This is a genomic window from Amycolatopsis sp. ATCC 39116 (assembly GCF_000231075.2).
Classification (GTDB): Bacteria; Actinomycetota; Actinomycetes; order Mycobacteriales; family Pseudonocardiaceae; genus Amycolatopsis_E; species Amycolatopsis_E tucumanensis.
The window spans coordinates 1-26,914 of record NZ_AFWY03000063.1 but is presented as its reverse complement, the minus strand read 5'-3'; the positions used below and the strand labels follow the sequence as shown (position 1 = coordinate 26,914).

Annotated in this window: 26 protein-coding genes; 12 read left to right on the top strand and 14 right to left on the bottom strand. The window is 71.9% G+C overall.

What is annotated here, in order from left to right; all coding sequences use genetic code 11:
* Positions 1-65 precede the first annotated feature (65 nt).
* Genes gudD through AMY39116_RS0336925 form a run of 4 tightly spaced genes read right to left on the bottom strand, consistent with a single transcriptional unit; the run spans position 66 to position 5,208 of the window.
* Entirely contained in the window at positions 66-1,385 is a 1,320-nt protein-coding gene (gene gudD / locus AMY39116_RS0336940) for a glucarate dehydratase (protein WP_020422620.1), read from the bottom strand.
* A 12-nt stretch (positions 1,386-1,397) separates the two neighbouring features.
* Complete coding sequence (locus AMY39116_RS0336935) at positions 1,398-2,969, bottom strand: aldehyde dehydrogenase (NADP(+)) (protein WP_020422619.1); 1,572 nt, start codon at positions 2,967-2,969, stop codon at positions 1,398-1,400.
* Positions 2,969-3,880 (bottom strand): 5-dehydro-4-deoxyglucarate dehydratase, encoded by a 912-nt coding sequence (gene kdgD, locus AMY39116_RS0336930; RefSeq protein ID WP_020422618.1) that lies wholly within the window; start codon positions 3,878-3,880, stop codon positions 2,969-2,971. Before kdgD ends, AMY39116_RS0336935 begins: the two co-directional genes overlap by 1 nt.
* Entirely contained in the window at positions 3,877-5,208 is a 1,332-nt protein-coding gene (locus AMY39116_RS0336925) for an MFS transporter (protein ID WP_020422617.1), read from the bottom strand. The genes kdgD and AMY39116_RS0336925 overlap by 4 nt, the downstream gene beginning before the upstream one ends.
* A gap of 103 nt (positions 5,209-5,311) precedes the next feature.
* Between AMY39116_RS0336925 and AMY39116_RS0336920 the strand changes: the two genes are divergently transcribed.
* The 3 genes from AMY39116_RS0336920 (at position 5,312) to AMY39116_RS0336910 (ending at position 8,780) form a co-directional block, all read left to right on the top strand.
* Positions 5,312-6,184 (top strand): LysR family transcriptional regulator, encoded by an 873-nt coding sequence (locus AMY39116_RS0336920; RefSeq protein ID WP_020422616.1) that lies wholly within the window; start codon positions 5,312-5,314, stop codon positions 6,182-6,184.
* 98 nt (positions 6,185-6,282) lie between these two features.
* Entirely contained in the window at positions 6,283-7,656 is a 1,374-nt protein-coding gene (locus AMY39116_RS0336915) for an MFS transporter (RefSeq protein WP_020422615.1), read from the top strand.
* Positions 7,653-8,780, top strand: coding sequence for a mandelate racemase/muconate lactonizing enzyme family protein (locus AMY39116_RS0336910; protein WP_020422614.1), 1,128 nt, complete (start codon positions 7,653-7,655; stop codon positions 8,778-8,780). The genes AMY39116_RS0336915 and AMY39116_RS0336910 overlap by 4 nt, the downstream gene beginning before the upstream one ends.
* Here AMY39116_RS0336910 and AMY39116_RS0336905 read toward each other — a convergent pair.
* The 3 genes from AMY39116_RS0336905 to AMY39116_RS0336895 are packed head-to-tail and all read right to left on the bottom strand — an operon-like array spanning position 8,777 to position 11,191.
* Entirely contained in the window at positions 8,777-9,271 is a 495-nt protein-coding gene (locus tag AMY39116_RS0336905) for a DUF4232 domain-containing protein (protein WP_020422613.1), read from the bottom strand. The genes AMY39116_RS0336910 and AMY39116_RS0336905 overlap by 4 nt on opposite strands.
* A gap of 10 nt (positions 9,272-9,281) precedes the next feature.
* Complete coding sequence (locus tag AMY39116_RS0336900) at positions 9,282-9,977, bottom strand: SDR family oxidoreductase (protein ID WP_020422612.1); 696 nt, start codon at positions 9,975-9,977, stop codon at positions 9,282-9,284.
* A gap of 5 nt (positions 9,978-9,982) precedes the next feature.
* Positions 9,983-11,191, bottom strand: coding sequence for a thiolase family protein (locus AMY39116_RS0336895; RefSeq protein ID WP_020422611.1), 1,209 nt, complete (start codon positions 11,189-11,191; stop codon positions 9,983-9,985).
* Between the two features lie 113 nt (positions 11,192-11,304).
* Here AMY39116_RS0336895 and AMY39116_RS0336890 point away from each other — a divergent pair, with 113 nt between their 5' ends.
* On the top strand, positions 11,305-11,868 hold the full coding sequence (locus tag AMY39116_RS0336890) for a TetR/AcrR family transcriptional regulator (RefSeq protein WP_027936559.1): 564 nt from the start codon (positions 11,305-11,307) through the stop codon (positions 11,866-11,868).
* Positions 11,869-11,963: 95 nt separating this feature from the next.
* On the top strand, positions 11,964-12,842 hold the full coding sequence (locus AMY39116_RS0336885) for a universal stress protein (RefSeq protein ID WP_027936558.1): 879 nt from the start codon (positions 11,964-11,966) through the stop codon (positions 12,840-12,842).
* A gap of 18 nt (positions 12,843-12,860) precedes the next feature.
* Here AMY39116_RS0336885 and AMY39116_RS0336880 read toward each other — a convergent pair whose 3' ends face one another.
* From AMY39116_RS0336880 to AMY39116_RS0336870, 3 genes are read right to left on the bottom strand one after another with little or no spacing between them, the layout of a single operon-like run.
* Positions 12,861-13,283: a hypothetical protein gene (locus tag AMY39116_RS0336880; protein ID WP_020422608.1), complete on the bottom strand. Its 423-nt coding sequence runs from the start codon at positions 13,281-13,283 to the stop codon at positions 12,861-12,863.
* A 48-nt stretch (positions 13,284-13,331) separates the two neighbouring features.
* Positions 13,332-13,745, bottom strand: a complete 414-nt coding sequence (locus AMY39116_RS0336875; protein ID WP_020422607.1) for an SRPBCC family protein — start codon at positions 13,743-13,745, stop codon at positions 13,332-13,334.
* Positions 13,742-14,128: a YchJ family protein gene (locus AMY39116_RS0336870; RefSeq protein WP_020422606.1), complete on the bottom strand. Its 387-nt coding sequence runs from the start codon at positions 14,126-14,128 to the stop codon at positions 13,742-13,744. The genes AMY39116_RS0336875 and AMY39116_RS0336870 overlap by 4 nt, the downstream gene beginning before the upstream one ends.
* Before the next feature lie 305 nt (positions 14,129-14,433).
* Here AMY39116_RS0336870 and AMY39116_RS0336865 point away from each other — a divergent pair, with 305 nt between their 5' ends.
* From AMY39116_RS0336865 to AMY39116_RS0336840, 6 genes are all read left to right on the top strand, one after another.
* The gene (locus tag AMY39116_RS0336865; protein ID WP_020422605.1) at positions 14,434-15,297 is read left to right on the top strand and encodes a p-hydroxycinnamoyl CoA hydratase/lyase; all 864 of its coding nucleotides are present in this window, start codon (positions 14,434-14,436) and stop codon (positions 15,295-15,297) included.
* Complete coding sequence (locus tag AMY39116_RS0336860) at positions 15,297-16,772, top strand: long-chain fatty acid--CoA ligase (protein WP_020422604.1); 1,476 nt, start codon at positions 15,297-15,299, stop codon at positions 16,770-16,772. Before AMY39116_RS0336865 ends, AMY39116_RS0336860 begins: the two co-directional genes overlap by 1 nt.
* Before the next feature lie 61 nt (positions 16,773-16,833).
* Positions 16,834-17,643, top strand: a complete 810-nt coding sequence (locus AMY39116_RS0336855) for an alpha/beta fold hydrolase (protein ID WP_027936557.1) — start codon at positions 16,834-16,836, stop codon at positions 17,641-17,643.
* On the top strand, positions 17,640-18,809 hold the full coding sequence (locus tag AMY39116_RS0336850; RefSeq protein ID WP_020422602.1) for a SpoIIE family protein phosphatase: 1,170 nt from the start codon (positions 17,640-17,642) through the stop codon (positions 18,807-18,809). The genes AMY39116_RS0336855 and AMY39116_RS0336850 overlap by 4 nt, the downstream gene beginning before the upstream one ends.
* A gap of 468 nt (positions 18,810-19,277) precedes the next feature.
* Positions 19,278-20,318, top strand: coding sequence for a tryptophan dimethylallyltransferase family protein (locus AMY39116_RS0336845; protein ID WP_020422601.1), 1,041 nt, complete (start codon positions 19,278-19,280; stop codon positions 20,316-20,318).
* 20 nt (positions 20,319-20,338) lie between these two features.
* Positions 20,339-21,721, top strand: coding sequence for a tryptophanase (locus AMY39116_RS0336840; RefSeq protein WP_020422600.1), 1,383 nt, complete (start codon positions 20,339-20,341; stop codon positions 21,719-21,721).
* Positions 21,722-22,030: 309 nt separating this feature from the next.
* On the opposite strand, the gene AMY39116_RS0336835 is transcribed toward AMY39116_RS0336840, so the two are convergent.
* Genes AMY39116_RS0336835 through AMY39116_RS0336820 form a run of 4 tightly spaced genes read right to left on the bottom strand, consistent with a single transcriptional unit; the run spans position 22,031 to position 25,756 of the window.
* Complete coding sequence (locus tag AMY39116_RS0336835; RefSeq protein ID WP_020422599.1) at positions 22,031-22,630, bottom strand: ATP/GTP-binding protein; 600 nt, start codon at positions 22,628-22,630, stop codon at positions 22,031-22,033.
* Positions 22,611-22,976, bottom strand: coding sequence for a DUF742 domain-containing protein (locus AMY39116_RS0336830; RefSeq protein WP_017983332.1), 366 nt, complete (start codon positions 22,974-22,976; stop codon positions 22,611-22,613). The genes AMY39116_RS0336835 and AMY39116_RS0336830 overlap by 20 nt, the downstream gene beginning before the upstream one ends.
* On the bottom strand, positions 22,976-23,401 hold the full coding sequence (locus AMY39116_RS0336825; protein WP_017983331.1) for a roadblock/LC7 domain-containing protein: 426 nt from the start codon (positions 23,399-23,401) through the stop codon (positions 22,976-22,978). Before AMY39116_RS0336825 ends, AMY39116_RS0336830 begins: the two co-directional genes overlap by 1 nt.
* Positions 23,402-23,422: 21 nt before the next feature.
* Positions 23,423-25,756, bottom strand: a complete 2,334-nt coding sequence (locus AMY39116_RS0336820) for a nitrate- and nitrite sensing domain-containing protein (protein ID WP_020422598.1) — start codon at positions 25,754-25,756, stop codon at positions 23,423-23,425.
* 438 nt (positions 25,757-26,194) lie between these two features.
* Here AMY39116_RS0336820 and AMY39116_RS0336815 point away from each other — a divergent pair, with 438 nt between their 5' ends.
* Positions 26,195-26,782 (top strand): TetR/AcrR family transcriptional regulator, encoded by a 588-nt coding sequence (locus tag AMY39116_RS0336815; RefSeq protein WP_157358815.1) that lies wholly within the window; start codon positions 26,195-26,197, stop codon positions 26,780-26,782.
* The last annotated feature ends 132 nt before the right edge of the window (positions 26,783-26,914 follow it).

Here is a 26,914-nt window from a genome sequence, read left to right as displayed (position 1 = left end):
GGGGCGGCCCTTGGTGTGCCGCCGCTCGTGGTCGAGCCGGGGTGGCGGGAGGAAGCGGCGCAGAATCAGCGGTCCAGGCAGGGCCGCTTCGGGTCGAAGGTCCAGCCCTTCACCAGGTACTGCATCGCCGCCGCGTCGTCGCGGGTGCCCAGGCCGTGGCGGCGGTACCGCTCGTGCGCCTGTTCCACCTGGTCCCAGTCCAGCTCCACCCCGAGCCCCGGCCGCTGCGGCACCTCGATCTCGCCGTCTTTGATGCGCAGCGGGTCCGTCGTCAGGCGCTGCCCGTCCTGCCAGATCCAGTGCGTGTCGATCGCCGTGATGTCGCCCGGCGCGGCCGCCGCCACGTGGGTGAACATCGCCAGGGACACGTCGAAGTGGTTGTTCGAGTGCGAACCCCACGTCAGGCCCCACGCGTCGCACAGCTGCGCCACCCGCACCGAGCCCGCCATCGTCCAGAAGTGCGGGTCCGCCAGCGGGATGTCCACCGCGTCCATCCGCACCGCGTGCCCCAGCTGCCGCCAGTCCGTGGCGATCATGTTCGTCGCGGTGCGCAGGCCGGTCGCGCGCCGGAACTCCGCCATCGTCTCCCGGCCCGAGTAGCCGCCCTCCGCGCCGCACGGGTCCTCGGCGTAGGACAGCACGTCCCGCAGCGACCGGCCGACCCGGATCGCGTCCGCGAGCAGCCACCCGCCGTTGGGGTCCAGCGTGATCCGCGCCTCCGGGAACCGCTCGGCGAGCGCCCGCACCGCCTCCGCCTCCTCCTCGGCGGGCAGCACCCCGCCCTTCAGCTTGAAGTCCCGGAACCCGTACCGCGCCTGCGCCGCCTCCGCCAGCCGCACCACGGCCTCCGGCGTCAGCGCCTCCTCGTCCCGCACCCGGAACCACCCGTCGCCGGACCCACCGCGGTACGGCAGGTCGGTCCGCGTCCGGTCGCCCACGTAGAACAGGTAACCCAGCACCGGCACCCGGTCCCGCTGCCGCCCCTCGCCCAGCAGGTCCGCCACCGGCACCTCCAGGTGCTGCCCGAGCAGGTCCAGCAGCGCGGCCTCCAGCGCCGTCACCGCGTGGATCGTCACGCGCAGGTCGAACGTCTGCGCGCCGCGGCCGCCGGCGTCGCGGTCGGCGAACCGGCGCCGCACCTCGCCCAGCACCGCGTGGTGGCGGCTCACCGGCCGCCCCACCACCAGCGGCACGCAATCCTCCAAAGTGGACCGGATGCGCTCGCCGCCGGGCACCTCGCCGACCCCGGTGCGGCCCGCGGAATCGGTGAGCACCACCAGGTTCCGGGTGAAGAACGGCGCGTGCGCGCCGCTGAGGTTGAGCAGCATGCTGTCCTGGCCCGCGACGGGCACCACCCGCATCGCGGTCACCACGGGAACGGTCATCTCGAAGCCTTCCTAGTCGCGCGAGAGCTCGCCGTCGATCCTGCGCCACACGCCTTCCGGGTTGCCGTCCCGCAGCACCGGCGGCAGCAGCGCGGCCGGCACGTCCTGGTAGGCCACCGGGCGCAGGAACCGCTCGATCGCGAGCGAACCGACCGAGGTGGTGCGGGAGTCGGACGTCGCCGGGAACGGGCCGCCGTGCACCATCGCGTGCCCGACCTCGACACCGGTGGGCCAGCCGTTGAACAGGATCCGCCCGGCCTTGCGCTCCAGCACCGGCAGCAGCGCGGCGGCCAGCGGCTCGTCGGACTCCACCGCGTGCACGGTCGCCGTCAGCTGCCCCTCCAATGCCCGCACCACGCCGAGCAGCTCGGCCTGATCGGCGCACCGCACCACCAGCGAGGTCGCGCCGAACACCTCCTCCTGCAGCTCGGACGTGAACCGCGAGCCGTCCACGGCCAGCAGTGCCGCGCCACCACAGGCGGCCGACGAACCCGCCTCGCCGCGCGCCAGCTCGACGACACCGGGACGGCCGGCCAACCGGTCCCGGGCGCTGGCGTACGCACCGGCGATGCCGAGCGTCAGCATCGTCCCGCCCGCGTCGCCCCGCACGGCCTCGGCCGCCGCGGTGACGAACTCGTCCAGCCCAGGCCCCTCGACCGCCAGGACCAGACCGGGGTTGGTGCAGAACTGGCCCGCGCCCAGCGTCAGCGACCCGACGAACGCCGTGCCCAGCTCGGCACCGCGCGAAGCCAGCGCACCCGGCAGCAGCACCACCGGGTTCACGCTGCTCATCTCCGCGTACACCGGGATCGGCTGCGGCCGTGAGGCCGCCGCGGCGACCAGCGCCAGCCCCGCGCCCCGCGATCCGGTGAAGCCGACCGCCTGGATCCGCGGATCGGTCACCAGCATCGTGCCCAGCTCCGGCCCGTCGCCGACGAGCAGCGAGAACACGCCTTCGGGCAGCCCGCACGCCACCACCGCCGCCCGGACCGCGGACGCGACCAGCTCCGACGTGCCGAGGTGCGCGTCGTGCGCCTTGACCACCACCGGGCAGCCCGCGGCCAGCGCGGAGGCCGTGTCGCCACCGGCGACGGAGAACGCCAGCGGGAAGTTGCTCGCGCCGAACACCGCGACCGGTCCGAGCGGCACCCGCCGCTGCCGGATGTCCGCGCGCGGCAGGGGAGTGCGGTCCGGCTGGGCCGGGTCGATGCGCGCGCCGTGCCAGCTGCCCTCGCGCAGCGTCGCGGCGAACAGCCGCAGCTGCCCCGTGGTGCGCGCGACCTCGCCGGTCAGCCGCGCCTGCGGCAGGCCCGACTCGAGCACCGCCCGGTCGGCGATCGGTTCAGCGAGTGCGGTGATCTCGTCCGCGATCCGCTCCAGGAACGCCGCCCGCGTCGCCGAGCCGGTGGCGCGGTAGACGTCGAACGCGTCCTCGGCCAGCGCCGCCGCCCGCGCGACCTCCGCCGCGCCGCCGTAGCGGTAGCCGGGCGCCAGCTCCTCGCCGGTGCGCGGGTCGCGGGAGAACACCTCCTTGCCGGAGCCGCTCACCCGTGCCGCGCCGATGAACATCTCGCCGGTCAGCATCAGGCCAGCCCCTCGATCAACTCGGTCAGGGTGGCCAGCTCGTCCGGCGCGAGGTCGGTCAGCGGCGGGCGGACCGGGCCTGCCGGGTGGCCGGTCGCGGTCATGCCCGCCTTGACGATGCTCACCGCGTACCCGGCCTTCCGGTTGCGGATCTCGACGTAGGGCAGGACGAACTCCTTCAGCATGCGCCGCACGTCGTCGCGCCGCTCGGCGCGCACCGCCGCGTAGAAGGCGAGCGCGAACTCCGGCACGAAGTTGAAGATCGCCGACGAGTAGGTCGTGACTCCCAGCTCCAGGTAGGGCAGCGCGAACGTCTCGGCGGTGGGCAGCCCGCCGATGTAGGTGAGCCGGTCGCCGAGCCGCGCGTGGATCTTCGTGATGGCCTCGACGTCGCCCACGCCGTCCTTGTAGCCGACCAGGTTCGGGCAGCTCTCCGCCAGGTCGGCCACGGTCTCCGCGGTGTACTTCGCGTTGGCCCGGCTGTAGACGATCACACCGAGCGAGGTGGCCGCGCAGACCGCGCGCACGTGCGCGGCGAGGCCGTCCTGGGGCGCCTCAGTGAGGTAGGGCGGGAACAGCAGGAGGCCGTCCGCGCCGGCCCGCTCGGCGGCGCGGGCGAACTCGACCGCGGCCGCGGTGCTCTGCCCGGCCGGGGCGACGATCGGCGTGTCCTCCGGGGCGCTCGCCACCGCCGCCCGCACCACACGGTCCACTTCGGACGGGGTGAGCGAGAAGAACTCCCCGGTCCCGCCCGCCGCGAACAGCCCCGCCACCTCGTACTTGCCCAGCCGGGCGATGTTGTCGCGGTAGGCGGGCTCGTCGAAGTTCAGCTCGCGGTCGAAGTGCGTGACCGGGAACGACAGCAGGCCGGAGCCCAGCCGCCGGGCGAGCTCGGTCGGGGTGAACGTCATGACTTGTCTCCAGCGGTTTCTCGGAGGGTTACCGGGGGCGCCACGACGCGGTCGCGGCGCAGGAACAGCACGAGGACGGCGGCGGCCAGGCACGCGGCGGCCAGGGCGTAGAGGCCCCAGGTCACCTCGCCGGTCGCCTCCTTGATCAGGCCGAAGCCGTAGGGCGCGACGAACCCGCCGAGGTTGCCGAGCGAGTTGATGATCGCCACCGCGGACGCCAGCGCCAGCGGGTGCACGCTGCCCTGCGGGATGGTCCAGAACAGCGGGCTGGCGCTCTTGAAGCCCATCGCCGCGACGCACAGGAACACCAGCGCGAGCACGGGGGACACCACCGCCGCGAGGTAGGTGCCCGCGGCGGCGACGACGAGCGCGCCGACCAGCAGCGGCTTGCTGCGGCCCAGCCGGTCCGAGGCGCGCCCGGTGAAGTACATCGCGACCACCGCGCAGATCCACGGCAGCGACGACAGCAGGCCGACGGTGATGTCGTTGGTGCCCTCGATGCGGCGGACGATGTTCGGCAGCCAGAACGTGTTCGCGTAGATGGACAGCTGGATCGCGAAGTAGATCACGCAGAAGACCAGGATCTGCGGCTGCACCAGCAGGCGCCAGCGCGACACCCGGCCGGTGGCGGTGGACCGGCGCGCCTCGTCCTCCTGCTCGATGGCCGCGGCCAGCGCGTGCTGCTCCGGCCCGGTCAGCCACTTCGCGTCGGTGATCCGGCTGTCCAGCCGGGTGTAGGCGATCAGGCCTACCACGACCGACAGCAGGCCCTCCAGCCCGAACAGCCACTGCCAGCCCGCCGCGCCGAGGAAGCCGTGCAGCGACAACAGCGGCCCGGACAGCGGACCGGACAACGCCGCGGCGATCGACGAGCCCGCCACGAACAACGCGGTGGCCCGGCCGCGGTGCGACGAGGGCAGCCAGCGGGAGAAGAAGTAGATGATCGCGGGGAAGAACCCGGCTTCGGCGGCGCCGAGCAGGAAGCGCAGCACGTAGAACGACGCCGGCCCCTGGACGAACGCCATCGCGGCGGACACCAGGCCCCAGCTGACCATGATCCGGGTCAGCCAGATCTTCGGCCCGTAGCGCTCCATCAGCATGTTGCTGGGCAGTTCGAAGATCGCGTAGGCGATGAAGAACAGGCCGGCGCCGAGGCCGTAGGCGGCCGCGCCGATGCCGACGTCGGCTTCGAGGTGCTCCTGGGCGTACCCGATGTTCGAGCGGTTGAGCTGGTTGCAGATCAGCATCACGACGAACAGCGGGACCACGCGGCGGAAGACCTTGCCGACCGCGGTGTCCAGCGGACCGCTGGCGGAGAGGGAGGACATCGGTGACCTCTCGGGGGAACGGGGGTGTCCGGCTCCCCGACGGTAGGTGCCCGCAGCGATACCAGTCCAACACCGTTCTTGCATCCGGTGATACCTTCCCGGCATGGAGTTCTCGTTCGGCCAGCTCGAGGGCTTCGTCGCCGTCGCCGAGGAGCGTCATTTCGGCCGCGCCGCCGAGCGCCTGTCCATGACCCAGCCCCCGCTGAGCCGCCAGATCCAGAAGCTGGAGCGGGCGGTCGGCGCGCAGCTGCTGGACCGGGACAGCCGCGGTGTGCGGCTCACCGCCGCCGGGGAGGCGTTCCTGGTCGACGCGCGGCGGCTGCTCGCGCTCGCCGGGCGCGCCCCCGACCTGGCGCGGCGCATCGCCGCGGGCCGGGCGGGCTCGATCCGCATCGGTTTCACCGGGGCCTCGGCCTTCGGGGTGCTCGGCCGCGTGCTCAACACGATCGCGGGGCAGCTGCCGGACCTGCGCGTGGAACTGTCCGAAATGGTCACCGGGGAACAGGTCGCCGCACTGGCCAACGGCGAGATCGACCTCGGGCTGGCGCGCCCGCCGTTCGACACCGCGACCTTCGCCTCGCGCCCGCTGCACCGCGAACGGCTCGTGCTGTGCGTGCCGGCCCGGCACCGGCTGGCCGGCGCCGGGCCGGTGCCCGCAGCCGAACTCGCCAGCGAGCCGCTGATCATGCACTCGCCGGTCAAGGCGCGGTACTTCTACGACCTGGTCGTCCGGTTGATCCCGGTCGCGCACCGCAACGTCGTCCACGAGGTCAGCCAGATCCAGACGATGATCTGGCTCGTCGCGGCCGGGCGCGGCATCGCGTTCGTGCCGGAATCGGCCACCCGCATGCAGATCGAGGGGGTGGCGTGGGCCGAGATCGACGGCCTCCCGGACCAGCCCGTCGAGCTGAACCTGTTGTGGTCGCGCGAATCGACGAACCCGGCGCTGAGCACCGTGCTGGCGGTGCTGGAGTAGCGATACCGTCCGGGTATCGCGCCATGTCCAAACAGTCTTGGACGGGCATCAGTGAGCCGCCCTAACCTCCTGACACGCTCCAACGCAGGAGGACGACGATGTCGGAAACCGAGACGGCGCCGGCGGTGGCGAGCACCGCGACCGGACGCCGCCGCATTCCCACCAGGTACCTGGTTCTCACCCTGATCTTCATCATCACCGCGATCAACTACGCCGACCGCAGCAGCCTGTCGATCACCGGCAGCAGCATCTCGGCCGAGCTCGGCTTCAGCACGGTCCAGCTCGGCTACATCTTCTCCGCCTTCAGCTGGGCGTACGTGCTCGGGCAGCTGCCCGGCGGCGTGCTGCTGGACCGCTTCGGCGCACGCCGGATCTACGCGCTCAGCCTCGCGCTGTGGACGGTCGTGACCGCCGCCATCAGCCTGGTCGGCCTGATCACCACGCCGGTGCTGGTCGCGGTCACCATCGTGTTCGCGCTCCGGCTGCTGCTGGGTGTGTTCGAGTCGCCGGCGTTCCCGGCGAACGCGCGCGTGGCGACCACCTGGTTCCCGACCGCCGAACGCGGACGGGCCACCGCGGTGTTCAACTCCGCGCAGTACTTCGCGACCGCGTTGTTCGCCCCGGTGATGGGGTGGATCACGCACGAGTTCGGCTGGCGCTGGGTGTTCGTCATGCTCGGCGTGCTCGGGCTGACGCTCGCCGTGGTGTGGTCGCGCTGGATGGACTCGCCGCGCCACCACCGCCGCGTGACCGCGGCTGAACTGGACGCCATGACCACCGGCGGCGCGCTGGTCGACCTCGACGACGCGCGCACCCGGGCCGAACAACGCGCCCCGCTGGACCGGCGCACGATCGCGAAGATCTTCTCCACGCGGCCGCTGTGGGGCGTCTACATCTCGCAGTACGCGGTCAACGCGCTCACCTACTTCTTCATCACGTGGTTCCCGGTCTACCTGGTCGAGGGGCGCGGGCTGTCGTTGCTGGAGGTCGGTTTCGTCGCCGCGCTGCCGGCGCTGTGCGGGTTCGCCGGCGGACTGGCGGGCGGCTTCGTCTCGGACGCCCTGCTGCGCCGCGGGGCCTCGCTCACCGCGGCGCGCAAGATCCCGTCCGTGACCGGGATGGCGCTGGCCACCAGCATCGCCCTGTGCAGCCTGACCGACAGCAGCGCGCTGATCGTCGCGATCATGACGCTGGCTTTCTTCGGCAAGGGGCTCGGCGCGCTCGGCTGGGCGATCACCACCGACATCGCGCCGCCGCAGGCGACCAGCTTCGTCGGCTCCACGATGAACGCCTTCGGCAACGCGGCGGGCATCGTCACGCCGATCGTCATCGGCTACACCGTGCAGGCCACCGGTTCCTTCGACACCGCGCTGTGGTTCGTCGCCGCGCACGGTGTCCTCGCCCTCATCGGGTTCGCCGTGATGGGCAAGATCAAGCGCATCGAGTTCGACACCAGGGAGCAGACCGCATGAGCGCCACCCTCGACCGCGTCAGCCGCGTCCGGATCTCGTCCGTGACGCTGCCGCTGGCGACCCCGATCAGCGACGCGAAGGTCCTCACCGGGCGGCAGAAGCCGATGACCGAGGTGGCGATGCTGTTCGCCGAGATCACCACCGAGAACGGTCTGGAGGGCGTCGGGTTCAGCTATTCGAAGCGGGCGGGCGGCCCCGGCCAGTTCGCGCACGCCCGTGAGATCGCGCCGGCGCTGCTCGGCGAGGATCCCAGTGACATCGCCAAGATCTGGGACAAGCTGGTGTGGGCGGGCGCGTCGGTCGGGCGCAGTGGTCTGTCCGTGCAGGCGATCGCGGCGTTCGACGTCGCGCTGTGGGATCTCAAGGCCAAGCGGGCCGGTCTGCCGCTGGCGAAACTGCTCGGCGCGCACCGGGATTCGGTGCGCTGCTACAACACCTCCGGCGGGTTCCTGCACGCGCCGATCGAGGAGGTCGTCGAGCGCGCCGCCGAGTCGGTCGATCGGGGCATCGGCGGCATCAAGATCAAGGTGGGCCACCCGTCGCACGAGGTCGACCTGGCCAGGGTGACGGCGGTGCGCGAGAAGATCGGCGACGTCCCGCTGATGGTCGACGCCAACCAGCAGTGGGACCGCGCGGCGGCGCGGCGCATGTGCCGCGCGCTGGAGCCGCTGGACCTGGTGTGGATCGAGGAACCGCTGGACGCCTACGACTTCGAGGGGCACGCGCAGTTGTCGGCGGCGTTCGACACGCCGATCGCGACCGGCGAGATGCTCGCGAGCGCGGGGGAGCACGCCGAGCTGATCCGGGCCCGCGGCGCGGACATCGTGCAGCCGGACGCGCCGCGCGTCGGCGGCATCACCCAGTTCCTCAAGGTCATGGCGCTGGCCGACCACGCGCACCTCGGGCTGGCGCCGCACTTCGCGATGGAGGTCCACATCCACCTGGCGGCCGCCTACCCGCGCGAGCCGTGGGTCGAGCACTTCGAATGGCTGGACCCGCTGTTCGACGAGCACCTGGAGATCTCCGGCGGGCGCATGCACCTCTCCGGCCGCCCCGGGCTGGGCGTGACGATCAGCGAGCAGGCCCGCGCGTGGACGGTGGCGCGCGACGAGGTTCGCGTCTAGCGGGCCGGCTCCGTCGCCCAGGCGGTCACCGTGATCTCGCCCGTCGTGCCCAGGTCCGTTTCCACCGGCAGCTGTCGCGGCGCTTCGCCGGGCTTCGACGCCACGGTGAGCGCCGAGCCGGTCACGACGTCGCCGTCGGTCACCGTGTTCGCCCAGGACACCACCGTCACCAGGGACTTTCCGGGCGCCAGCGCGAAGGTTCCCGGCCCGGGGTCGATCGCCATGTACGACGAGCCGCGCTCCACCCGGACGTCCAGCACCTCGCCCTCCGGGCCGAGGACCTGGACGTCCGGGTAGCCGGACACGGCACGCGCCGCCGTGCCGCAGTTCGTCAGCGTCAGCACGACGGCCCGGTGCCCGAGCGCCGGCTCCACCGGCCCGCTCTCGTACCGGGCGCAGTCCGCGGGCGGCGCGGGTGGGGGCGGCGACGGCGACGAGCACGCCGCCACCCCGAACAGCAGAACGGGCACCACGAACCGGAATCCCCCCATGCGGGGCAGGTTACCGCTCGAACGCGCCGATCGGTCCGGCGAGCCCGGCCTTCACGCCGCGGCTCAGCTCGTCGCCCAGAACCTCCTCCTGACCGCTCTCCACGGCGTCCAGCACCTGCCGCGCGAGGTCCTCCGGCGCCACCTTCGGCCCGTCGACGTGCGCGGCCATGTCGGTGTCCATGTACCCGACGTGCACCCCGACCACCAGCGTGCCCTGCCCGCGCAGTTCCCAGCGGGCGGAGTTGGTGAACGACCACGCGGCCGCCTTCGCCGCGCTGTAGTCCGCGGCCGCCGGCAGCGCCACCCAGGACAGCACCGACAGCACGTTGACCAGCGCGCCGCCGCCGTTGCGGCCGAGGACCGGCGCGAACGCACGCGAGACGTGGACCGGGCCGAAGAAGTTGGTCTCCAGCACCTTCCGGGCCGCGTCCAGGTCCGGCGCGGTCAGCAGCGAGCCGTTGCTGCCGACCCCCGCGTTGTTGATCACCAGCGTGGCGTCGCCCGCGAGCTCCGCCGCCGCCGCGACCGACGCGGGGTCGGTGACGTCGAGCCGGACCGGCGTCAGCCGCGGATCGGTGATGCTCTCCGGGTTTCGGGCCGCCGCGTAGACGGTCTTCGCGCCGCGGTCGAGGAGAGCTGTCGTGAGCACGCGGCCGAGACCGCGGTTGGCGCCCGTCACGAGCGCGATCGAACCGGCGATTTCCACTGTCCTCAAATCCTTTCGATGATGGTCGCGTTGGCCGTGCCGCCGGCCTCGCACATGGTCTGCAGGCCGAACCGGCCGCCGGTGCGCTCCAGCACCCCGAGCAGGGTGGTGGCCAGCCGCGCGCCGCTCGCGCCCAGCGGGTGCCCGATCGCGATCGCGCCGCCGTCGACGTTGACCTTCGCCGGATCGGCGCCGGTCTCGGCGAGCCAGGCGAGCACGACCGAGGAGAACGCCTCGTTGACCTCGAACGCGTCGATGTCCGAAACAGACAGTCCGGCGCGCGCGAGCACCTTCGCGGTGGCCGGGATGATGCCGGTCAGCATGTAGATCGGGTCGTCGCCGGTGACCGTCGCGGTGTGGATCCGCGCCCGCGGCCGCCACCCGCGCTGCCGTGCGATCTCGCTGGTGGTGAGCACGAGAGCGGCCGCGCCGTCGTTGACCGGGCTGGAGTTGCCCGCGGTGACCTTCCAGTCGATCTCGCCGAACCGCGCGGTCCAGTGCTCGTGCGCGAACGCCGGGCGCAACCCGGCCAGCACCTCCAGGCTGGTCCCGGGCCGGATGGTTTCGTCGACGTCCAGCTGCGTGACCGTGCCGTCGGCGGCGGTGACCTTCAGCGGCGCGACCTGGCCCGCGAAGTGGCCGTCACGCCACGCGGCGGCCGCCCGCTCGTGGCTGGTGACCGCGAACTCGTCCAGCTGCGTGCGGGACAGGTTCCACTTGCGGGCGATCAGCTCGGCCGCCACGCCCTGCGGGATGAGCCCGCCGGGGTAGCGCTTCTCGACCGATGGGCCCCACACGTCGGCCCGCACGCCGTCGACGTTGGCCGAGCTGCCGATCGGCACGTGGCTCATCGACTCGACACCGGAGGCGAGGACGATGTCGTAGGCGCCCGCGACGATCCCCTGCGCGGCGAAGCTGAGCGCCTGCTGGCTGCTGCCGCACTGGCGGTCGACGGTGACGCCGGCGACCGATTCGGGGAAGCCCGCGGCCAGCGCCGCGAACCGGGTGGTGTTCCCGCTCTGCTCGCCGACCTGGCCGACGGCGCCGCCGATGACGTCGTCCACTTCGGACGGATCGAGTCCCGGCACGCGTTCCACGGCGCTGCGCAGCACGTGGGCGTGCAGCTCGACGGGGTGCACCGCGGCGTAGGCGCCGGTCGGCTTGCCCTTGGCGACGGGGGTGCGGACGGCCTCGACGATGACGGCGTCCCTCATGGTGTGCTCCCTTCTGCGGACCGATCGGTCCCGGACCGGTCGGTCCGAGCATGCGCCGCTGATCACAGGCCTGTCAACGGCGCACGGACCGATCGGTCCGTTATCCTCGACACATGGCACGCACGGCAGCACCGGGAACGCGGGAGCGGATCCTCGACGTGGCGACCGCGCTCTTCTACACCGAGGGGATCCGCGCGGTCGGGATGAGCCGGATCATCGGCGAGGTCGGCTGCGGGAAGAACCTGCTCTACGCGCACTTCCCCAGCAAGACCGACCTGGTCGCGGCCTACCTCGACCGGTTTCGCGAGTGGCGGGACCGCGCTGAGGCCGCGGCGCTGCGCGAGGCGGGCGACGACCCGGCCGACCGGCTGGTGGCGCTGGTCACGGAGGTCGCCGGGCGGATGCGGCGGCCGGACTTCCGCGGCTGCCCGTTCCGCAACCTGCTCACCGAGTTCCCGGCCGGTGACGAGCAGCCGGAGCGGATGGCGCGCGAGTACCTGGAGCAGACGCGCGAGCTGGTCGGCCGCCTGGCGCGGGAGACCGGTGTGGCCGATCCGGAGGGCCTGGCGGACCGGGTGTGGCTGATCATCGACGGGCTGTACGCGAGCGGGTTCCGGGAGCGGGCCGCCGACATCGCGCCGGAGATGGTGCGGGAGGCCATCGCGGCGGCCCGGTGAGGGCCGGAAGTCCCCGCCGCCGGTGACCATGGCCCGCTGTCGTGGCGGGCGCGCTCGCCTAGCGTCGGTTCCGGACCGACCTGGTGGAGGAACTGATGGACAGCAACGCGATCGTCGTCGGCGTGGACGGCTCGGACGAGGCGGACCGGGCGCTGCGCTGGGCGGCGCGCACGGCCGCGCGGCGCCACGAGCCGCTGCACATCGTGCACGGGTTCGCCCCGATGGCCGGCTTCTACGGCGCTGGGCTGCCGGTGCTGCACGAGGCCTACGAAGCGTTCGTGAAGGCGGCCGACGACCTGCTCGCCGCCGCCGTGCGCACCGCGCGGGAGATCGGCGGGCCCGAGCTGACGGTCACCGCCGGGAAGCTGCAGGAAGCGGGTCCGGTTGCGTTGATCGAGGCTTCCCGCACGGCCCGCACGGTGGTGCTGGGCTGTTCCGGCACCGGCGGTTTCACCGGGATGGTGGTGGGCTCGACGACCGTCGAGGTCGCCGCGCACGCCCGCTGCCCGGTGGTGGTGGTCCGCGGCCGGGACGAGCCGACGGGACCGGTGGTGGCGGGCGTCGACGGCAGCGCCACCAGCGAACGCGCGCTCGCCACGGCGTTCGAGGAGGCGTCCTGGCGCGGTGTGCCGCTGGTCGCGGTGCACGTGTGGGCCGACGCCGACGTCGCGGGGCATCCGGGCACCGTGCCGTTCCTGGTCGACTGGCCCGAGATCGAGCAGGACGCGCAGCGGCTGCTGGCCGAGCAGCTGGCGGGGTGGCAGGAGAAGTACCCGGACGTGGTCGTGGAGCGGGTCGTCGCGCGGGACCGGCCGCGGCACCAGCTGCTCAGCTGGAGCACGCGGGCGCAGCTGGTCGTGGTCGGCAGCCGCGGCCGGGGCGGGTTCCGCGGCCTGCTGCTGGGATCGACCAGCCAGGCGCTCGTCCACCACGCGCAGTGCCCGGTGATGATCGTGCGCCCGGACGCCGTATAACGACTTATATCCGGCGGCTCAGGAGCGCGTCGTCCGGACCGTCGAGGTCGGGCCGATGACGATCGGCGGCCTCGTGTCCTCAGTGGACGGGGTGTAGGTGCTCAGCGGCGGGCGGGGGTGCGGTTCCATCGCCCGCTGCCGGGCCACCTCGTCGCTGTCGGTCTCGCGGGTGGTCACCGCCGAGCGCGTGCGGCTCGTCGTGGTGCGGGTGCGCGTGGTGCTCACGGTGCTCGTTGCGGACGGCGCCGGGGTGACCTCCACGACGGGCGCGACCACGGTCGTCGGCGGCGGTGGGGCGACGGTCGTGGCGGCCGGGCGCGCCTCGGCGGGCGCGGGCGGCGCGGGAGCGGGTGACGCGAGCGAGACCGTCACGATCCCGGCGGCGCCGGTCGCGAGCGTGAGGACGGCGAGCGCCGGGCGCGGCCAGGATCTGCGGGACATCGAACCTCTTCCGGGTGATCGGGAGGAAACGTATCACCCGGACGGGGTTCAGCTCGCCGACACCAGGTTCGCCAGCCGGTCCAGCGACTCGTCCAGCCGCCGCTCGACGTCGTCGGCGGCGCTGCCGCCGTGGGCGGCCGGCTGGTCGCCGTGGAAGGACAGGTGCAGCGTGGCGTAGCTGGAGCCGCCCTCGGCCGAGGACACCTGCAGCCAGCCGCTGTAGTCGGCGCTGCCGCGGCGGCCCCACTCCAGCCGCAGCTGCTCGCGGCGCGCGCCCAGCACGCCGGGCGCCTCGTACTCGCCTGCCGGGTCGTGCACGTCGACGTCCACGCCCTCGGGCTCGGCCGGGTGGACGGTGATCACGCCGGGCAGCCACTCGTCGAGCCGGTTCACGTCGGCGGCCACGGTGAACACCCGCTCCGCCGGGGCCGGCATGGCGCGTTCGCGTTCGAACTCGGTCATGCCCCGCGGGCTACCCGCCGCGGCCGCGTGTACACCCAGCGGCCGTCCACGCGGGTGAACTCGCTGTCCTCGTGCAGCGAGCCGGGCCCGTCCGGGGTGCGGTAGTGGGCGCGGAACTCGACGGTGCCGTCGGTGTGGAACGGGCTGCCGCCGGTCGTGGCCAGCACGTCCAGCCGCGTCCAGCGCTGGTCCGGGTCGAGCCGGATCGTGGCCGGGCGGGTGTCCGGGTGCCAGCTGGCGAGCAGGTAGCCGACGTCCCCGACGGCGAACGCGCTGAACCGCGAGCGCATCAGCCGTTCGGCGGTCGGCGCCGCGGACTCGCCGCGGTGCAGGGGCGCGCAGCAGTTGTCGTACGTCTCACCGGACCCGCAGGGACACCTCATGCCCCCGATTGTCCGCACCGGCCGCGGCCGCCGGGAAGGCGCCGCCCGGTCGCGGCAACCGCGCTCACCGGCGCGTCGCGCCCGAGCCCGTCACCCTCAGTCCGCTGGAGGCGCGGGCGGCGGTGCAGTCAGCGCCGAACGGCCTGTTCACCGGGCTCGGCGGTTCCTGTCCGAGGCGCTGCTGCTGGCCGCGCTCGGCGGGCTGGTCGCCGCCGTCCTGATCGGCGCGCCGGCCATCTGACCTTGACGCCGTCGGCCCGCTCTTGCTATCCCTATATCAGAACTACTGATATAGGGAGCGATGCATGAGCACAGCGGTCGGCAACGGGCGGGTCCGGACGGAGCCGTGGGGCGAGACGGTTCTGGTGGAGTTCGACGAAGGCATCGCCTGGGTCATGCTCAACCGGCCGGACAAGCGCAACGCCATGAACCCCACCCTGAACGACGAGATGGTGCGGGTGCTGGACCACCTGGAGGGCGACGACCGCTGCCGAGTGCTGGTGCTGACCGGCGCGGGCGAGTCGTTCTCCGCGGGCATGGACCTCAAGGAGTACTTCCGCGAGGTCGACGCCACCGGCAGCACCGCCGTGCAGATCAAGGTGCGGCGGGCCAGCGCGGAGTGGCAGTGGAAGCGGCTGGCGAACTGGAGCAAGCCGACGATCGCGATGGTCAACGGCTGGTGCTTCGGCGGCGCGTTCACCCCGCTGGTGGCCTGCGACCTGGCCTTCGCCGACGAGGACGCGCGGTTCGGGCTGTCCGAGGTCAACTGGGGCATCCCGCCGGGCGGCGTGGTCAGCCGGGCGCTGGCGGCGACCGTGCCGCAGCGCGACGCGCTGTACTACATCATGACCGGTGAGCCCTTCGACGGCCGCCGCGCGGCGGAGATGCGCCTGGTCAACGAGGCGCTGCCCGCCGACCGGCTGCGGGAGCGCACCCGCGAGGTGGCGCTGAAGCTCGCGTCGATGAACCAGGTGGTCCTGCACGCGGCCAAGACCGGGTACAAGATCGCCCAGGAGATGCCCTGGGAGCAGGCCGAGGACTACCTCTACGCCAAGCTCGACCAGTCCCAGTTCGCCGACAAGGCGGGCGCCCGCGCCAAGGGGCTGACCCAGTTCCTCGACCAGAAGTCCTACCGGCCCGGCCTGAGCGCCTTCGACCCGGAGAAGTAGTGCGCAACCAGGGTCTGGGCTCCTGGCCGGTGCGCCGCGCCAGGATGAGCCCGCACGCGACAGCCGTCCGGCACGGCGGGACGGCGCTGACCTACGCCGAGCTGTCCCGCCGCGTCGCGCGGCTCGCCAACGGGCTGCGGGCCGCCGGGGTCCGCCCCGGCGACCGGGTGGCCTACCTCGGGCCGAACCACCCGGCCTACCTGGAGACCCTGTTCGCGTGCGGGCAGGCCGGCGCGGTGTTCGTGCCGCTGAACTTCCGGCTGGGCGTCCCGGAACTGGACCACGCGCTGGCCGACTCCGGCGCGTCGGTCCTTATCCACACCCCGGAGCACGCGGAGACGGTCGCGGCGCTCGCCGCCGGCCGGCTGCTGCGCGTGCCCGCGGGCGAGCTGGACGCCGCGGACGACGAGCCGCCCGACCTGCCCGTCGGCCTCGACGACGTGTGCCTGCTGATGTACACCTCGGGCAGCACCGGACGCCCCAAGGGCGCGATGCTCACCCACGGCAACCTCACCTGGAACTGCGTCAACGTCCTGGTGGAGACCGACCTGGCGAGCGACGAGCGGGCACTGGTCGCCGCGCCGCTGTTCCACGCCGCCGCGCTCGGCATGGTGTGCCTGCCCACCCTGCTCAAGGGCGGCACGGTGATCCTGCACTCCGCGTTCGACCCCGGCGCCGTGCTGTCCGCGGTGGAACAGGAGCGGGTCACGCTCGTGTTCGGCGTGCCCACGATGTACCAGGCGATCGCCGCGCACCCGCGGTGGCGCAGCGCCGACCTGTCCAGCCTGCGGACCCTGCTGTGCGGCGGCGCGCCGGTGCCCGCCGACCTCGCCAGCCGCTACCTCGACCGCGGGCTCGCGTTCGTGCAGGGCTACGGCATGACCGAGGCCGCGCCGGGCGTGCTGGTCCTCGACCGCGCGCACGTCGCGGAGAAGATCGGCTCCGCCGGGGTGCCCTCGTTCTTCACCGACGTGCGGCTGGCCGGCCCGTCCGGCGAGCCGGTGCCGCCGGGGGAGAAGGGCGAGATCGTGGTCAGCGGGCCCAACGTGATGAAGGGCTACTGGGGCAGGCCGGAGGCGACCGCCGAGGTGCTGCGCGACGGGTGGTTCCACTCCGGCGACGTGGCCACCGTGGACGGCGACGGGTACTTCCACGTCGTCGACCGGCTCAAGGACATGATCATCTCCGGCGGCGAGAACATCTACCCGGCCGAGGTGGAGAACGAGCTGTACGGCTACCCGGGTGTGGAGGCGTGCGCCGTGATCGGCGTGCCGGACCCGCGCTGGGGCGAGGTGGGCAAGGCGGTCGTCGTGCCCGCCGACGGGAGCCGCATCGACGGCGACGAGCTGCTGGCCTGGCTGCGCACCCGGCTGGCCGGGTACAAGGTGCCCAAGTCGGTCGAGTTCACCGACCGGCTGCCCACGACCGGCTCCGGCAAGATCCTCAAGGGCGAGGTCCGCCGCCGCTTCGGCTGACCAGGGGCCGATGAACCCCGCTCATGCGGCCCTGCCGGCCCGCTGCGGCTACTCTGTGACGGTGGACATCCGGTCGAGGAACGCGGTGACCCTGGCCGGACGGCCAGGCGGGCAGCCAATGGTGTTCGCCCACGGCTTCGGGTGCGACCAGGCGATGTGGCGCCTGGTCACCCCCGCCTTCGAGCCGGACTACCAGCTGGTGCTGTTCGACCACGTCGGCGCGGGCGGCTCCGACCTGGGCGCGTGGCGGCCCGAGCGCTACGCCACGCTCGACGGCTACGCCGACGACGTGCTGGAGATCTGCGCCGAGCTCGACCTCCAGGACGTGGTGTTCGTCGGCCACTCGGTCAGCTCGATGATCGGCGTGCTGGCCGCAGCACGCGAGCCGTCCCGGTTCGCCGGGCTGGTCATGGTGTGCCCGTCGCCCTGTTACCTCGACGACGACGGCTACACCGGCGGCTTCACCCGGCCCGACATCGACGAGCTGCTCGAGTCGCTGGACAGCAACTACCTGGGCTGGTCGGCGGCGATGGCGCCGGTGATCATGGGCAACCCGGACCGGCCGCACCTCGGCGCCGAGCTGACCAACAGCTTCTGCCGCACCGACCCGGACATCGCCCGCGAGTTCGCGCGCGTCACGTTCCTGTCCGACAACCGGGACGACCTCGCGAAGGTGACCGTGCCCAGCCTCGTGCTGCAGAGCCGCCACGACGCGATCGCGCCGATGTCGGTCGGCGAATACGTGCACGACCGGCTGCCGGACAGCGAACTGGTGGTGTTGGACGTGCACGGGCACTGCCCCCACCTGAGCGACCCGGACGTGACCACGGCGGCGATCGAGACGTTCCTGGCCGGCCGCGGGACGCGGTGACCGGCCCGGAGGCACCGGTACTGACCGGGGCCGATGCCGAGGACCTGTGGGACAACGCGCCCTGCGGATACCTCTCGGCCCGGCCCGACGGGACGATCGTACGGGTCAACGCGACCCTGCTGAACTGGCTCGGCTACCGGGCGGAGGAGCTGATCGGCCGCCGGTTCAGCGATCTGCTCACGGCGGGCGGGCGGCTCTACCACGAGACGCACTACGCGCCGCTGCTGCGGATGCAGTCCGAGGTGCGGGAGATCGCACTGGACCTGGTCGCCGCCGACGGCTCACGGCTGCCGGTGCTGGTCAATTCGACCTTGCGCGCGGGCCCGGACGGCGCCACCGGCATCCGGACCACGGTGTTCGACGCCCGAAGCAGGCGGGCGTACGAGCGCGAACTGCTGCGGGCGCGTCAGGAGACCGACGCCGAACGCGAGCGGCTGGCCCAGTTGTCCAGAACCCTCCAGGAGACCCTGCTGCCGCCGGGTTTGCCCGAAGTACCCGGGTTGCGGTCGGCGGGGTACTACCGCGCGTCGCCGACGGAGATGATCGGCGGCGACTTCTACGACCTGTTCCCGCTGAGCCCGGGCCGGTGGGCGTTCTTCATCGGCGACGTGTGCGGCAAGGGTGCCGAGGCGGCCGTGCTGACCTCGCTCGCGCGCTACACGCTGCGGGCGGCCGTGGTGCAGCAGCCTGATTCCGGCTCGGTGCTGCGCACGCTCAACGCGGTGCTGCTGCAGAACTACCGCGCGCCCGAGGGTCGCTTCTGCACCGTCCTCTTCGGACTGATTGAGCCGGACGATGACGGCTTCCGGGTGGAGCTGGCCGCAGGCGGCCACCCGCCCGCGCTCCGGATCGCGGCGGACGGCGCGGTGCACCCCTTGGAGACACCGGGCGGCCAGCTGCTCGGGGTGTTCCCGGATGCGTACGTGACGACCGTCGGCACCCGCCTCGGGCCGGGCGACGCGCTGTTCGTCTACACCGACGGACTGATCGAGGCCAGGGATCCGCGGGGCGAGCTCGTCGGCGAGGGGTGGCTGGCGAGCGCGGCGTCGGGCTTCGCGGGACTGGACGCGGACGCGATCGTCGATCGCCTCGGACGGCTGCTCTCGGATCTCGACGAGGGGGTCACCGACGACACGGCCGCGCTGGTGCTCACCGTGCCGCGCTGAGCCCGAATTCCGGGCCATCGAGGCCACTCGTGACACTCCGCTGATCAGGTGAACACTGTTCTAGACGGCTGGTCGCTTCCGGTGTCCGGCCGAACGGCCGCCTGCACACTGCTCCTGTTGGTCTATTATGGACAGTGTCGCAGGAGTGACGTGAATCGCATCCGGTAAGCGTTTTCGCAGCTTGCGACCGGTGGGATCGCTTGCCCTGGCGGCGGTTGCGCGCGTGCCGGGCGCGAAAACCGTGCCGTGGCAGCGAACCAGGGGAGCGGCGGGCCTCTGGTGACTGACCGTGCGGCCAAGATCACTCCTCCAGCGGTACGTCTCGCTGGGAAGATGACGTTATGTTGGTCGACGGTCTGTCCCCCGCCTAGTCGAGCAGTTGCTCGCCAGACCGTCGGAGTGAGTGTGAACGTCGCCCCTGTGACCCTATTCGACCATGCCCGGAGACAGCTCGGAGAACTCTGCAGGGTGGCAGGCTTTCCCGGCGGCGGCAGCGATGCCGTCGACGTGCTGCGGGAGCTCCTCGGTGCGGCCGGCCGCCGCCCGTTGACCGAGCCGCCGCTGTGGCCTTCCGACGTCGCGGACGACGCGACCCCCGTGGAGTTCTCCGTCGCGTTCGACGAGAGCGGCGACCGCGCGGTGCGGATCCTCGGCGAGACCATAGCGGAAAACCCCGGCCCCGCAGCGAACATCGAAGCGGCGAAGCGCTTTCTCACCCACATGGCGCAACGGTTCGATCTTCGGCTGGACCGGTTCGCCGCGGTCGAGGACCTGTTCCTCGTCGACCGGCCACAGGGGAAGTTCACGCTGTGGTTCTCGGTGATCCTGCGGCCCGGCCGGGCGCCCGCGCTGAAGGTCTACTTCAACCCGCAGGTGCGCGGGCAGGGCGCGGCGCCCGGGCTCGTCGCCGAAGGCCTGCGGCGCCTCGGGTTGAGCGACGCGTACGACACGGTCGCCGAGCACGCGCTGCGGCGTGGCGCCGCCGACCAGTTCTCGTTCTTCGCGCTCGATCTCGACGACGGGCCGCTGTCGCGGGTCAAGCTGTACATCTCGCACGACTCGGCGGACTCGGCCACGGTGGAACGAGCGGCCGGAGCCGTGGAGGGCGTGGACCCGTTGACGGTGCGCGATTTCCTGGCGACCGCGGGCGGCGGCCCCGGCCCGTACGCCGGACGGCCGCTGATCTCCAGTTACTCCTTCGTGGAGGCAGGCGCGGGCCGTCCCGGCAACTACAGCCTCTACCTGCCGATCCGCGACTACGTCCCGGACGACGCCGTGGCGCGTGAGCACGTGCTCGCCCACTTCGCGCGGTCCGGGTTGCCGTCCGCGGAGCTTGACCGGGCGATCGCCGCGGTGACGAGCCGCCCCGCGGGCGCCGGTGTGGGCCTCATCGCGCACGTTTCCCTGCGTCTCGGCCGGTTCGGGTCGGGGACGACGGTATATCTTTCGTCCGAGGCCTACGCCGTGCAGGCGCCGCGCGGGCGCGTCAGCGCCTCGGCCACGTTCTGATCTGGGAGGAAGAAGCCAGCATGAAGTCGTTCCCGCCGTACCGGGTCCAGGTTGTCAAGGCGATACCGATCACGACCCGGGAGGAGCGGGAGGAAGCGCTTGCCCGCGCCGGCTACAACATGTTCGACCTGCCCGCGAACATGGTGACGATCGACCTGCTGACCGACTCCGGCACGGGCGCGGTGTCCGCCGCGCAGGAGGCCGGCGCCGCGGCGGCCGACCGTTCCTACGCCGGTTCGGACTCGTGGTTCCGGTTCAAGTCGGCGCTGGAGGACCTGACGTCGTTCCCGCACCTGTTCCCGGTGCACCAGGGCCGGGCGGCGGAGCGGATCCTGTTCTCCACCGCGTTGAAGCCGGGGCAGATCTCGCTGTCCAACACGCACTTCGACACCACGCGGGCGAACGTGGAGCTGGCCGGTGCCGAAGCGCGGGACCTGCCGTGCCCGGAAGCGGCCGACCTGGACAGCCGGGATCCGTTCAAGGGCAACATCGACCTCGGTGCGCTCGAGGAGACGCTGTCCGGTCCGGACGGTTCGCGGGTCGGGCAGGTGCTGATCACGATCACCAACAACGGCGGCGGCGGGCAGCCGGTGTCGATGGCGAACCTGAAGGCCGTGCGCGCGTTGTGCGACCGGTTCGGGGTCCCGTTCTTCCTCGACGCGGCGCGGTTCGCGGAGAACTCGTGGCTGATCACCCAGCGCGAGGACGGTTACGCGGGCAAGACGCCGAAGGAGGTCGCGCAGGAGACGTTCGCGCTCGCCGACGGTTTCGTCGCCAGCCTGAAGAAGGACGCGATCTCGCCGATGGGCGCTGCGATCGGCGTGCGCGACGAGCAGCTGGCCAAGCAGTGCGAGGCGATCCTCATCGCCACCGAGGGTTTCCGCACGTACGGCGGCCTGGGCGGGCACGACCTGGAGCGCGTCGCCCAGGGCCTGCAGGAGGTCGTGGACCCGGACTACCTGCGCAACCGGGCCGAGGAGACCGCGCACTTCGCGCGGCTGATCAACGAGGCCGGTGTGGACATCGTCCAGCCGGCGGGGGTGCACGGCCTGTACCTGAACGCCGGGCGGCTGCTGCAGCACATTCCGCCGCACGGCTTCCCCGGGCACGCGCTGGCGTGCGAACTGTACCTGGCGGGCGGCATCCGGTGCGCCGAACTGGGTTCGCTGTACCTGGGCACCTTCGACGACGAGCACAACCTGATCACCCCGGCACCGTTCGAGCTGGTGCGACTGGCCATTCCCCGGCGGACGTACACGCTGGCGCACCTGGAGTACGTGGCCGACGTGCTGGCGTCGATCGCGAAGAACCCCGAGTCGGTGCCGGAGTACCGGGTCACGCACGCGCCGCAGCTGTTGCGGCACTTCAACCTGAAGCTGCGGCAGGTGCCCCGGGTTTCGTAGGCGCTACGCGCGGCCTGCCTCCTGACCGCAGGCCGGCAACGGAAGCCAACCACCCCCACCAGCCACCCCCCTCCCGCAACCCGATCCCCAGCCAAATCGGTTGCCGAGCAGTCGGGTCAAGGTACTCTTTCCCGCCTTGACGCGACTTCTCGGCAACCGAACACTGAGAGATCGGGTTCGGGAGGGGCTTCTCTTCATCCGGGCGTAGCGAAGCGAAGCCGGTGCAGTAGATACCCGCGTAGCGCCCAAAAAAGGCCACCCCGTCACCGAAGAACGGGGTGGCCTTTCCTTGTCCCGGGCCGGAGAACCTCAGGCGCGAGCCAGCTCCGACTCGGCGGGCAGGCGGCTCATCGCGTAGCGCACCAACCGGATCAGCGCCAGCTTGCTCGCTTCCCGCGAACGGGCGTCGAAGAACATCACCGGCACTCCGGGCGCGATGGCGAGTGCCTTGCGGATCTCGTCCTCTTCGTACTCGTCCGAGTCCTCGAAGCAGTTGACGGCCACGATGAACGGGATCTTGCGCCGCTCGAAGAAGTCGATCGCCGCGAAGCTGGAGTCCAGCCGTCGCGTGTCGACCAGCACCACGGTGCCGATGGCGCCCAGTGCGAGCTCGTCCCACATGAACCAGAACCGGTCCTGCCCGGGCGTGCCGAACAGGTACAGCACCGTCTGCGGGGAGATGGTGATGCGGCCGAAGTCCAGCGCCACCGTGGTCGTGGTCTTGCGTTCCACACCGGTCAGGTCGTCGACGCCCGTGCTGGCCTCCGTCATCACCTCCTCGGTGGACAGCGGGACGATCTCGCTCACCGACGCGACCATGGTGGTCTTGCCGGCGCCGAAGCCGCCCGCGATGACGATCTTGACGGGCGTCGGGATGACGCCCCCTTCTTCAGAGCTTGTTGAGGCCATCGAGCACCGCCTGGAGTAGTTCGCGATCGGGGGCCTTGGCAGGCTGCGACGGCGAACGGACGATCACGGCGCCCCGTTCGATCAGATCGCTGCACAACACCTTGACCACGGCGAGGGGGACCTTGACGTACACGGCAATTTCAGCGACGGACAGCGGCCGCTGGCACAACTCGAGGATCGTCAGGTGCTCCGGGGTCAACCCGATCGGGTCGTGGTTGCCCCGGATGGCCATCACCTGCGTCGCCACGTCGAGCTTGATGTCGACGGACGGGATCCTGCCCCGAGTGATGGCGTACGGCCGGATCAGCGGCCCGGCCGCTTCGTCGTACCACTGGTCGTCCGCCATCAGTTGTGCTCCGGAACGAACCTCGCGGCATCCCGGGGAGCCGACGTCATGTAGTCACCGACGCGCTTGACGAGGCGGCTCATCTCGTAGGCGATCATCTCGACGTCGACCGTCTCCTCGGCGAGGATCGCCAGGCACGCGCCCTGACCGGCCGCGCAGACGAACAGGTAGCCCTCGGCCATTTCGATGAGGGTCTGCAGCACCGGCCCGCGCTGGAAGTGCTTGCTGGCGCCCTTGGCGAGGCTCTGCAGGCTGGACGCGATCGCCGACAGCTGGTCGGAGTCGTCCTTCGACAGGTTCGCGGACTTGCCCATGAGCAGCCCGTCGGCAGAGAGGACCACGGCGTGCTGCGCCCCGACGACGCGGTCGACCATGTCGTCGAGCAGCCAGTTCAGGTCGACCTTGGAGTTCTCGTTCTCGTTCATCGATGAGGTTCGACTTCCCTCTCAGTCAATGGTGGCCCGGGGGTCTTCCGGTGCGTCTGCGTCGCGCCCGCGGCGGGTTCCCTTGTGGAACGCCGAGAGCGTGTTGCGGGTCCGACCGGAGAACTCGTGGTAATCGGTGGCGTCCGACTCCGGGTCGTCACGGAGCTGGGCGACGAGGTTCTGCTGCGGCTCGCGCTGGGGCAGCGGCGCCCGGGGCCGCTTGGGGCGCGGCGAGGGCGTCGGCGCCGGCGCGGGCTCCGGCTCGAACACCGAGATCGTCCGCACACCGCTGGTCTCGCTCGCCGTCTCCGGTTCCGGTTCCGCGTGCCGTCCCGAGGGGAGCTCCGCCGGGACCCGCCGAGCGGGCTCGGCGGCGCCGTTGTTCTCGTGTCGTCCCATACCGTTCGTCCCGGCCGGACGGCCGGTCTCCTCCTGCTCGTGCGAGTCGGTCCCGGTGGTGGCCGGGGCGCCGGGGAACTCCGGATCGGCGTTCTCGGCGACCTGGTCCCCGTTGGCGAGCAGTGCCGACGGGATCAGGATCGTGGCGCGGGTGCCACCGTAGCGCGAGGAGTCGAACATGACCTTCAGGCCGAGCCGGGCCGCCAGCCGCGCGACCACGAAAAGGCCCAGGCTGGAGTCGGCTTTCAGGGCCATCGCGTCGAACTCGGGCGGTTCCGACATCATCCGGTTGGCCCATTCCCGGACGTCGTCCTTCATGCCGAGACCCTGGTCGGCCACGTCCACCACGACGCCGCGCGCGACGAGGGTGGAGGTCATGTGGACCTGCGACCCGGGCGGGGAGAAGGTGGTGGCGTTGTCGACCAGCTCCGCGACCAGGTGGATGGTGTCGGCGACCGCCGACCCGATGATCGCGACCTGCGGGACGTTCTCCACCTCGACCCGCGAGTAGTGCTCGGTCTCCGACACCGCGGCGCGCAGCACGTCCATCAGCCACACCGGCTTGCGCCAGCGGCGGCCCGGCTGCTTGCCGCCGAGGATGATCAGGTTCTCGGTGGTGCGGCGGGCGCGGGTGGCCAGGTGGTCGAGCTGGAACAGGCCCTTGAGCTGCTCCGGGTTCTCCTCGCGGCTCTCCATCCGGTCCAGGATCTGCAGCTGGCGGTGCACCAGGCCCTGGTTGCGGTGGGCGATGCCGAGGAACACGTTGTTGACACCGCTGCGGGCCTTGGCCTCACTGGCCGCGGCCTGCACGGCGGTCAGCTGCGCGATGTTGAACGCCTCGGCCACCTGGCCGATCTCGTCCTTGCCGTGGTCAAGGCGGGGCAGCTCGGCGGTGACGTCCACCGACTCGCCCTCCTTGAGCCGGTTCACGATGCTCGGCAGGCGGGTGCGGGCCAGCTCCAGCGAGTCGTTGCGCAGGCGCTCCAGGCGCGTCATCAGGGTCCGGTCGACCAGCGTGCGGGACACCCGGACGGCGACCCAGATCGACGCGATCGCCGCGAGCAGGGCGACGACACTGCCGATGATCACGGTCCACAGGTTGACGTTGCCCTTGTCCAGCGCGGCGCCGGAGGCCAGCTCCGACTGCTCGACGGTCAGGCCGATCAGCTGGCCCGACACCTCGGTGGTGAGGTCGCGCCAGTCGTTCTCCCGCACGGTCAGCCCGCCGACGTTCTCGCGGAAGACGCCCGGGCCGTGCGTGATGATCGAGTTCTCCGCGGCGGTGAGGCGCTGCCACTGCTCGCCCGAGGTCAGGTCGCGGTAGCGCTGCCCCGCCTCGGGGGCCATGTAGCTCGCGATCTTCGCCAGCTGGTTGCGGTAGCTGCCGACGAGCTGGGCGAACTGCAGGTGGTCGGCCGGGGCGAACTGGCCGGAGGCGAACGCGCTGGAGGCCAGCGACGCGGCCCGCGACATCTGGTCGGAGGCGCGGAAGATGTCCACCGAGGTCATACCGCCCTGGGTCGACTCGGCGTCGGGCACCAGGCGGGCCTGCGAGTCGAACAGGTCGGTCGAGACGTCCAGCAGGCGGTTGTAGAAGTCGTTGACCTGCTCCTTGGAGATCGTGCGCAGGTTGATCTCCGCGCGGATCACCGGGAGCTGGTCGAGGCTCGCCTCCATCTGGTTCATCCGCTGCCCGATCTCGTCCGGCACGAGGCTCTTCACCTCGGTGAGGGCGGACCGGAGGCTGGTCAGCGACCTGTCGATGGACTGCTGCTGCGCCTGCAGGTCACGCAGGCCGACCTGGGGGCGTTCCAGGTAGACCAGCGACAGCTGGCGTTCCTGCTGGACGGCGCCGAGCGCGGTGACGGCGGGGATCGACACGTCCTGCACGGAGGAGGCCACCGTGCGCACGTAGATCGCGTCCACCAGGAAGTACCCGGAACCCGCGATCCACATCACCAGGAGCGCGATACTCGGGATCAGGACGGTTCCCGTCAGGCGCTTTCTGATCGACTTGTGGTGGCCTTCGCCTGACTTGTCATCTGTGTTTTTCACGACGCTCCACGAAATCCTGGGGACCGGGACGAAGACGGCGACGTCACGACAGAGTCGTATGCAACCATCCCTGTCAAGCGGGGGTTGTCGACAAGTGCCCTCCCGGCGGCTCGGGAGTTCTTCTCACTCTGAGTCACAGTCGCCGATCACTCGATAGATGCTCTGGTCGAGGTGAAATCATGTCGTACGGCGATCACTCCCGAGCCGCGACCCCCCGGTTACTGTGCGCAAACACCGTTGTGGCCGGTTGCGGCGACGCGCCGGCCCCCGAAAGCGCTTTCCTCCGTGCGGGGGAGGTGCCCGGCGGTATCCTCACCCGTTCCGGAGAAAGGCGTGGGTGTGCGTCCTGATCGCAAGAAGCAGCTCGTCGACGCCGCCGAGCGGCTGCTGATCACCGAAGGGGCGGCGGCGGTGACGACGCGCCGGCTGGCCGCCGAGGCCGGGCTGAACCAGGCGCTGGTGCACTACCACTTCGGCTCGATGGCCGACGTGCTCGTGGCGGTGCTGAACCGGGTGGGCGACCAGTACGCGGCGGGGGTCGCGGCCGCGTTCGCGGGGGAGGAGCCGCTGGTGGCCCGCTGGCGGCGGCACCGGGACCTGCTGATCGGGGACGCGCGGGCGCGGGGGTGGCCCAAGATCTGGCTCGAGCTGTGCACGCTGGCGCTGAACCAGCCCGCCTTGCGGGAGCGGCTGGCGCCCCGGCTGGACGCGCTGAGGTCGACCTTCGCGGACGCCGTCCGCGGCGAGGCCGCCCGCCGGGGAGTGCCGCTGAGCGAGGACGAGGTGTGCGCGGTGGCGACCCTGTGGGGCACCGCGGTCGAGGGGCTGTTCGTGGAGCAGCTCCTCGGCTACGAGCGGGGGCATCGGGAGCTGCTGGCCTTCCTGGAAGCCCGGCTGACCGCGCTTTTCGGCGACGCGGGGGAGTGACGCTCCACTGCCGGCCCACCGCCGGTGGCTCGGCCTCCGGCGGTGGGCCGCGGGGCGTCCAGTCGGGCCGGGTGTCGCCCGCGGGCGCCAGCCGGGGCCGGGTGTCGCCCGCGGGCGGCCGGCGGCGCAGCC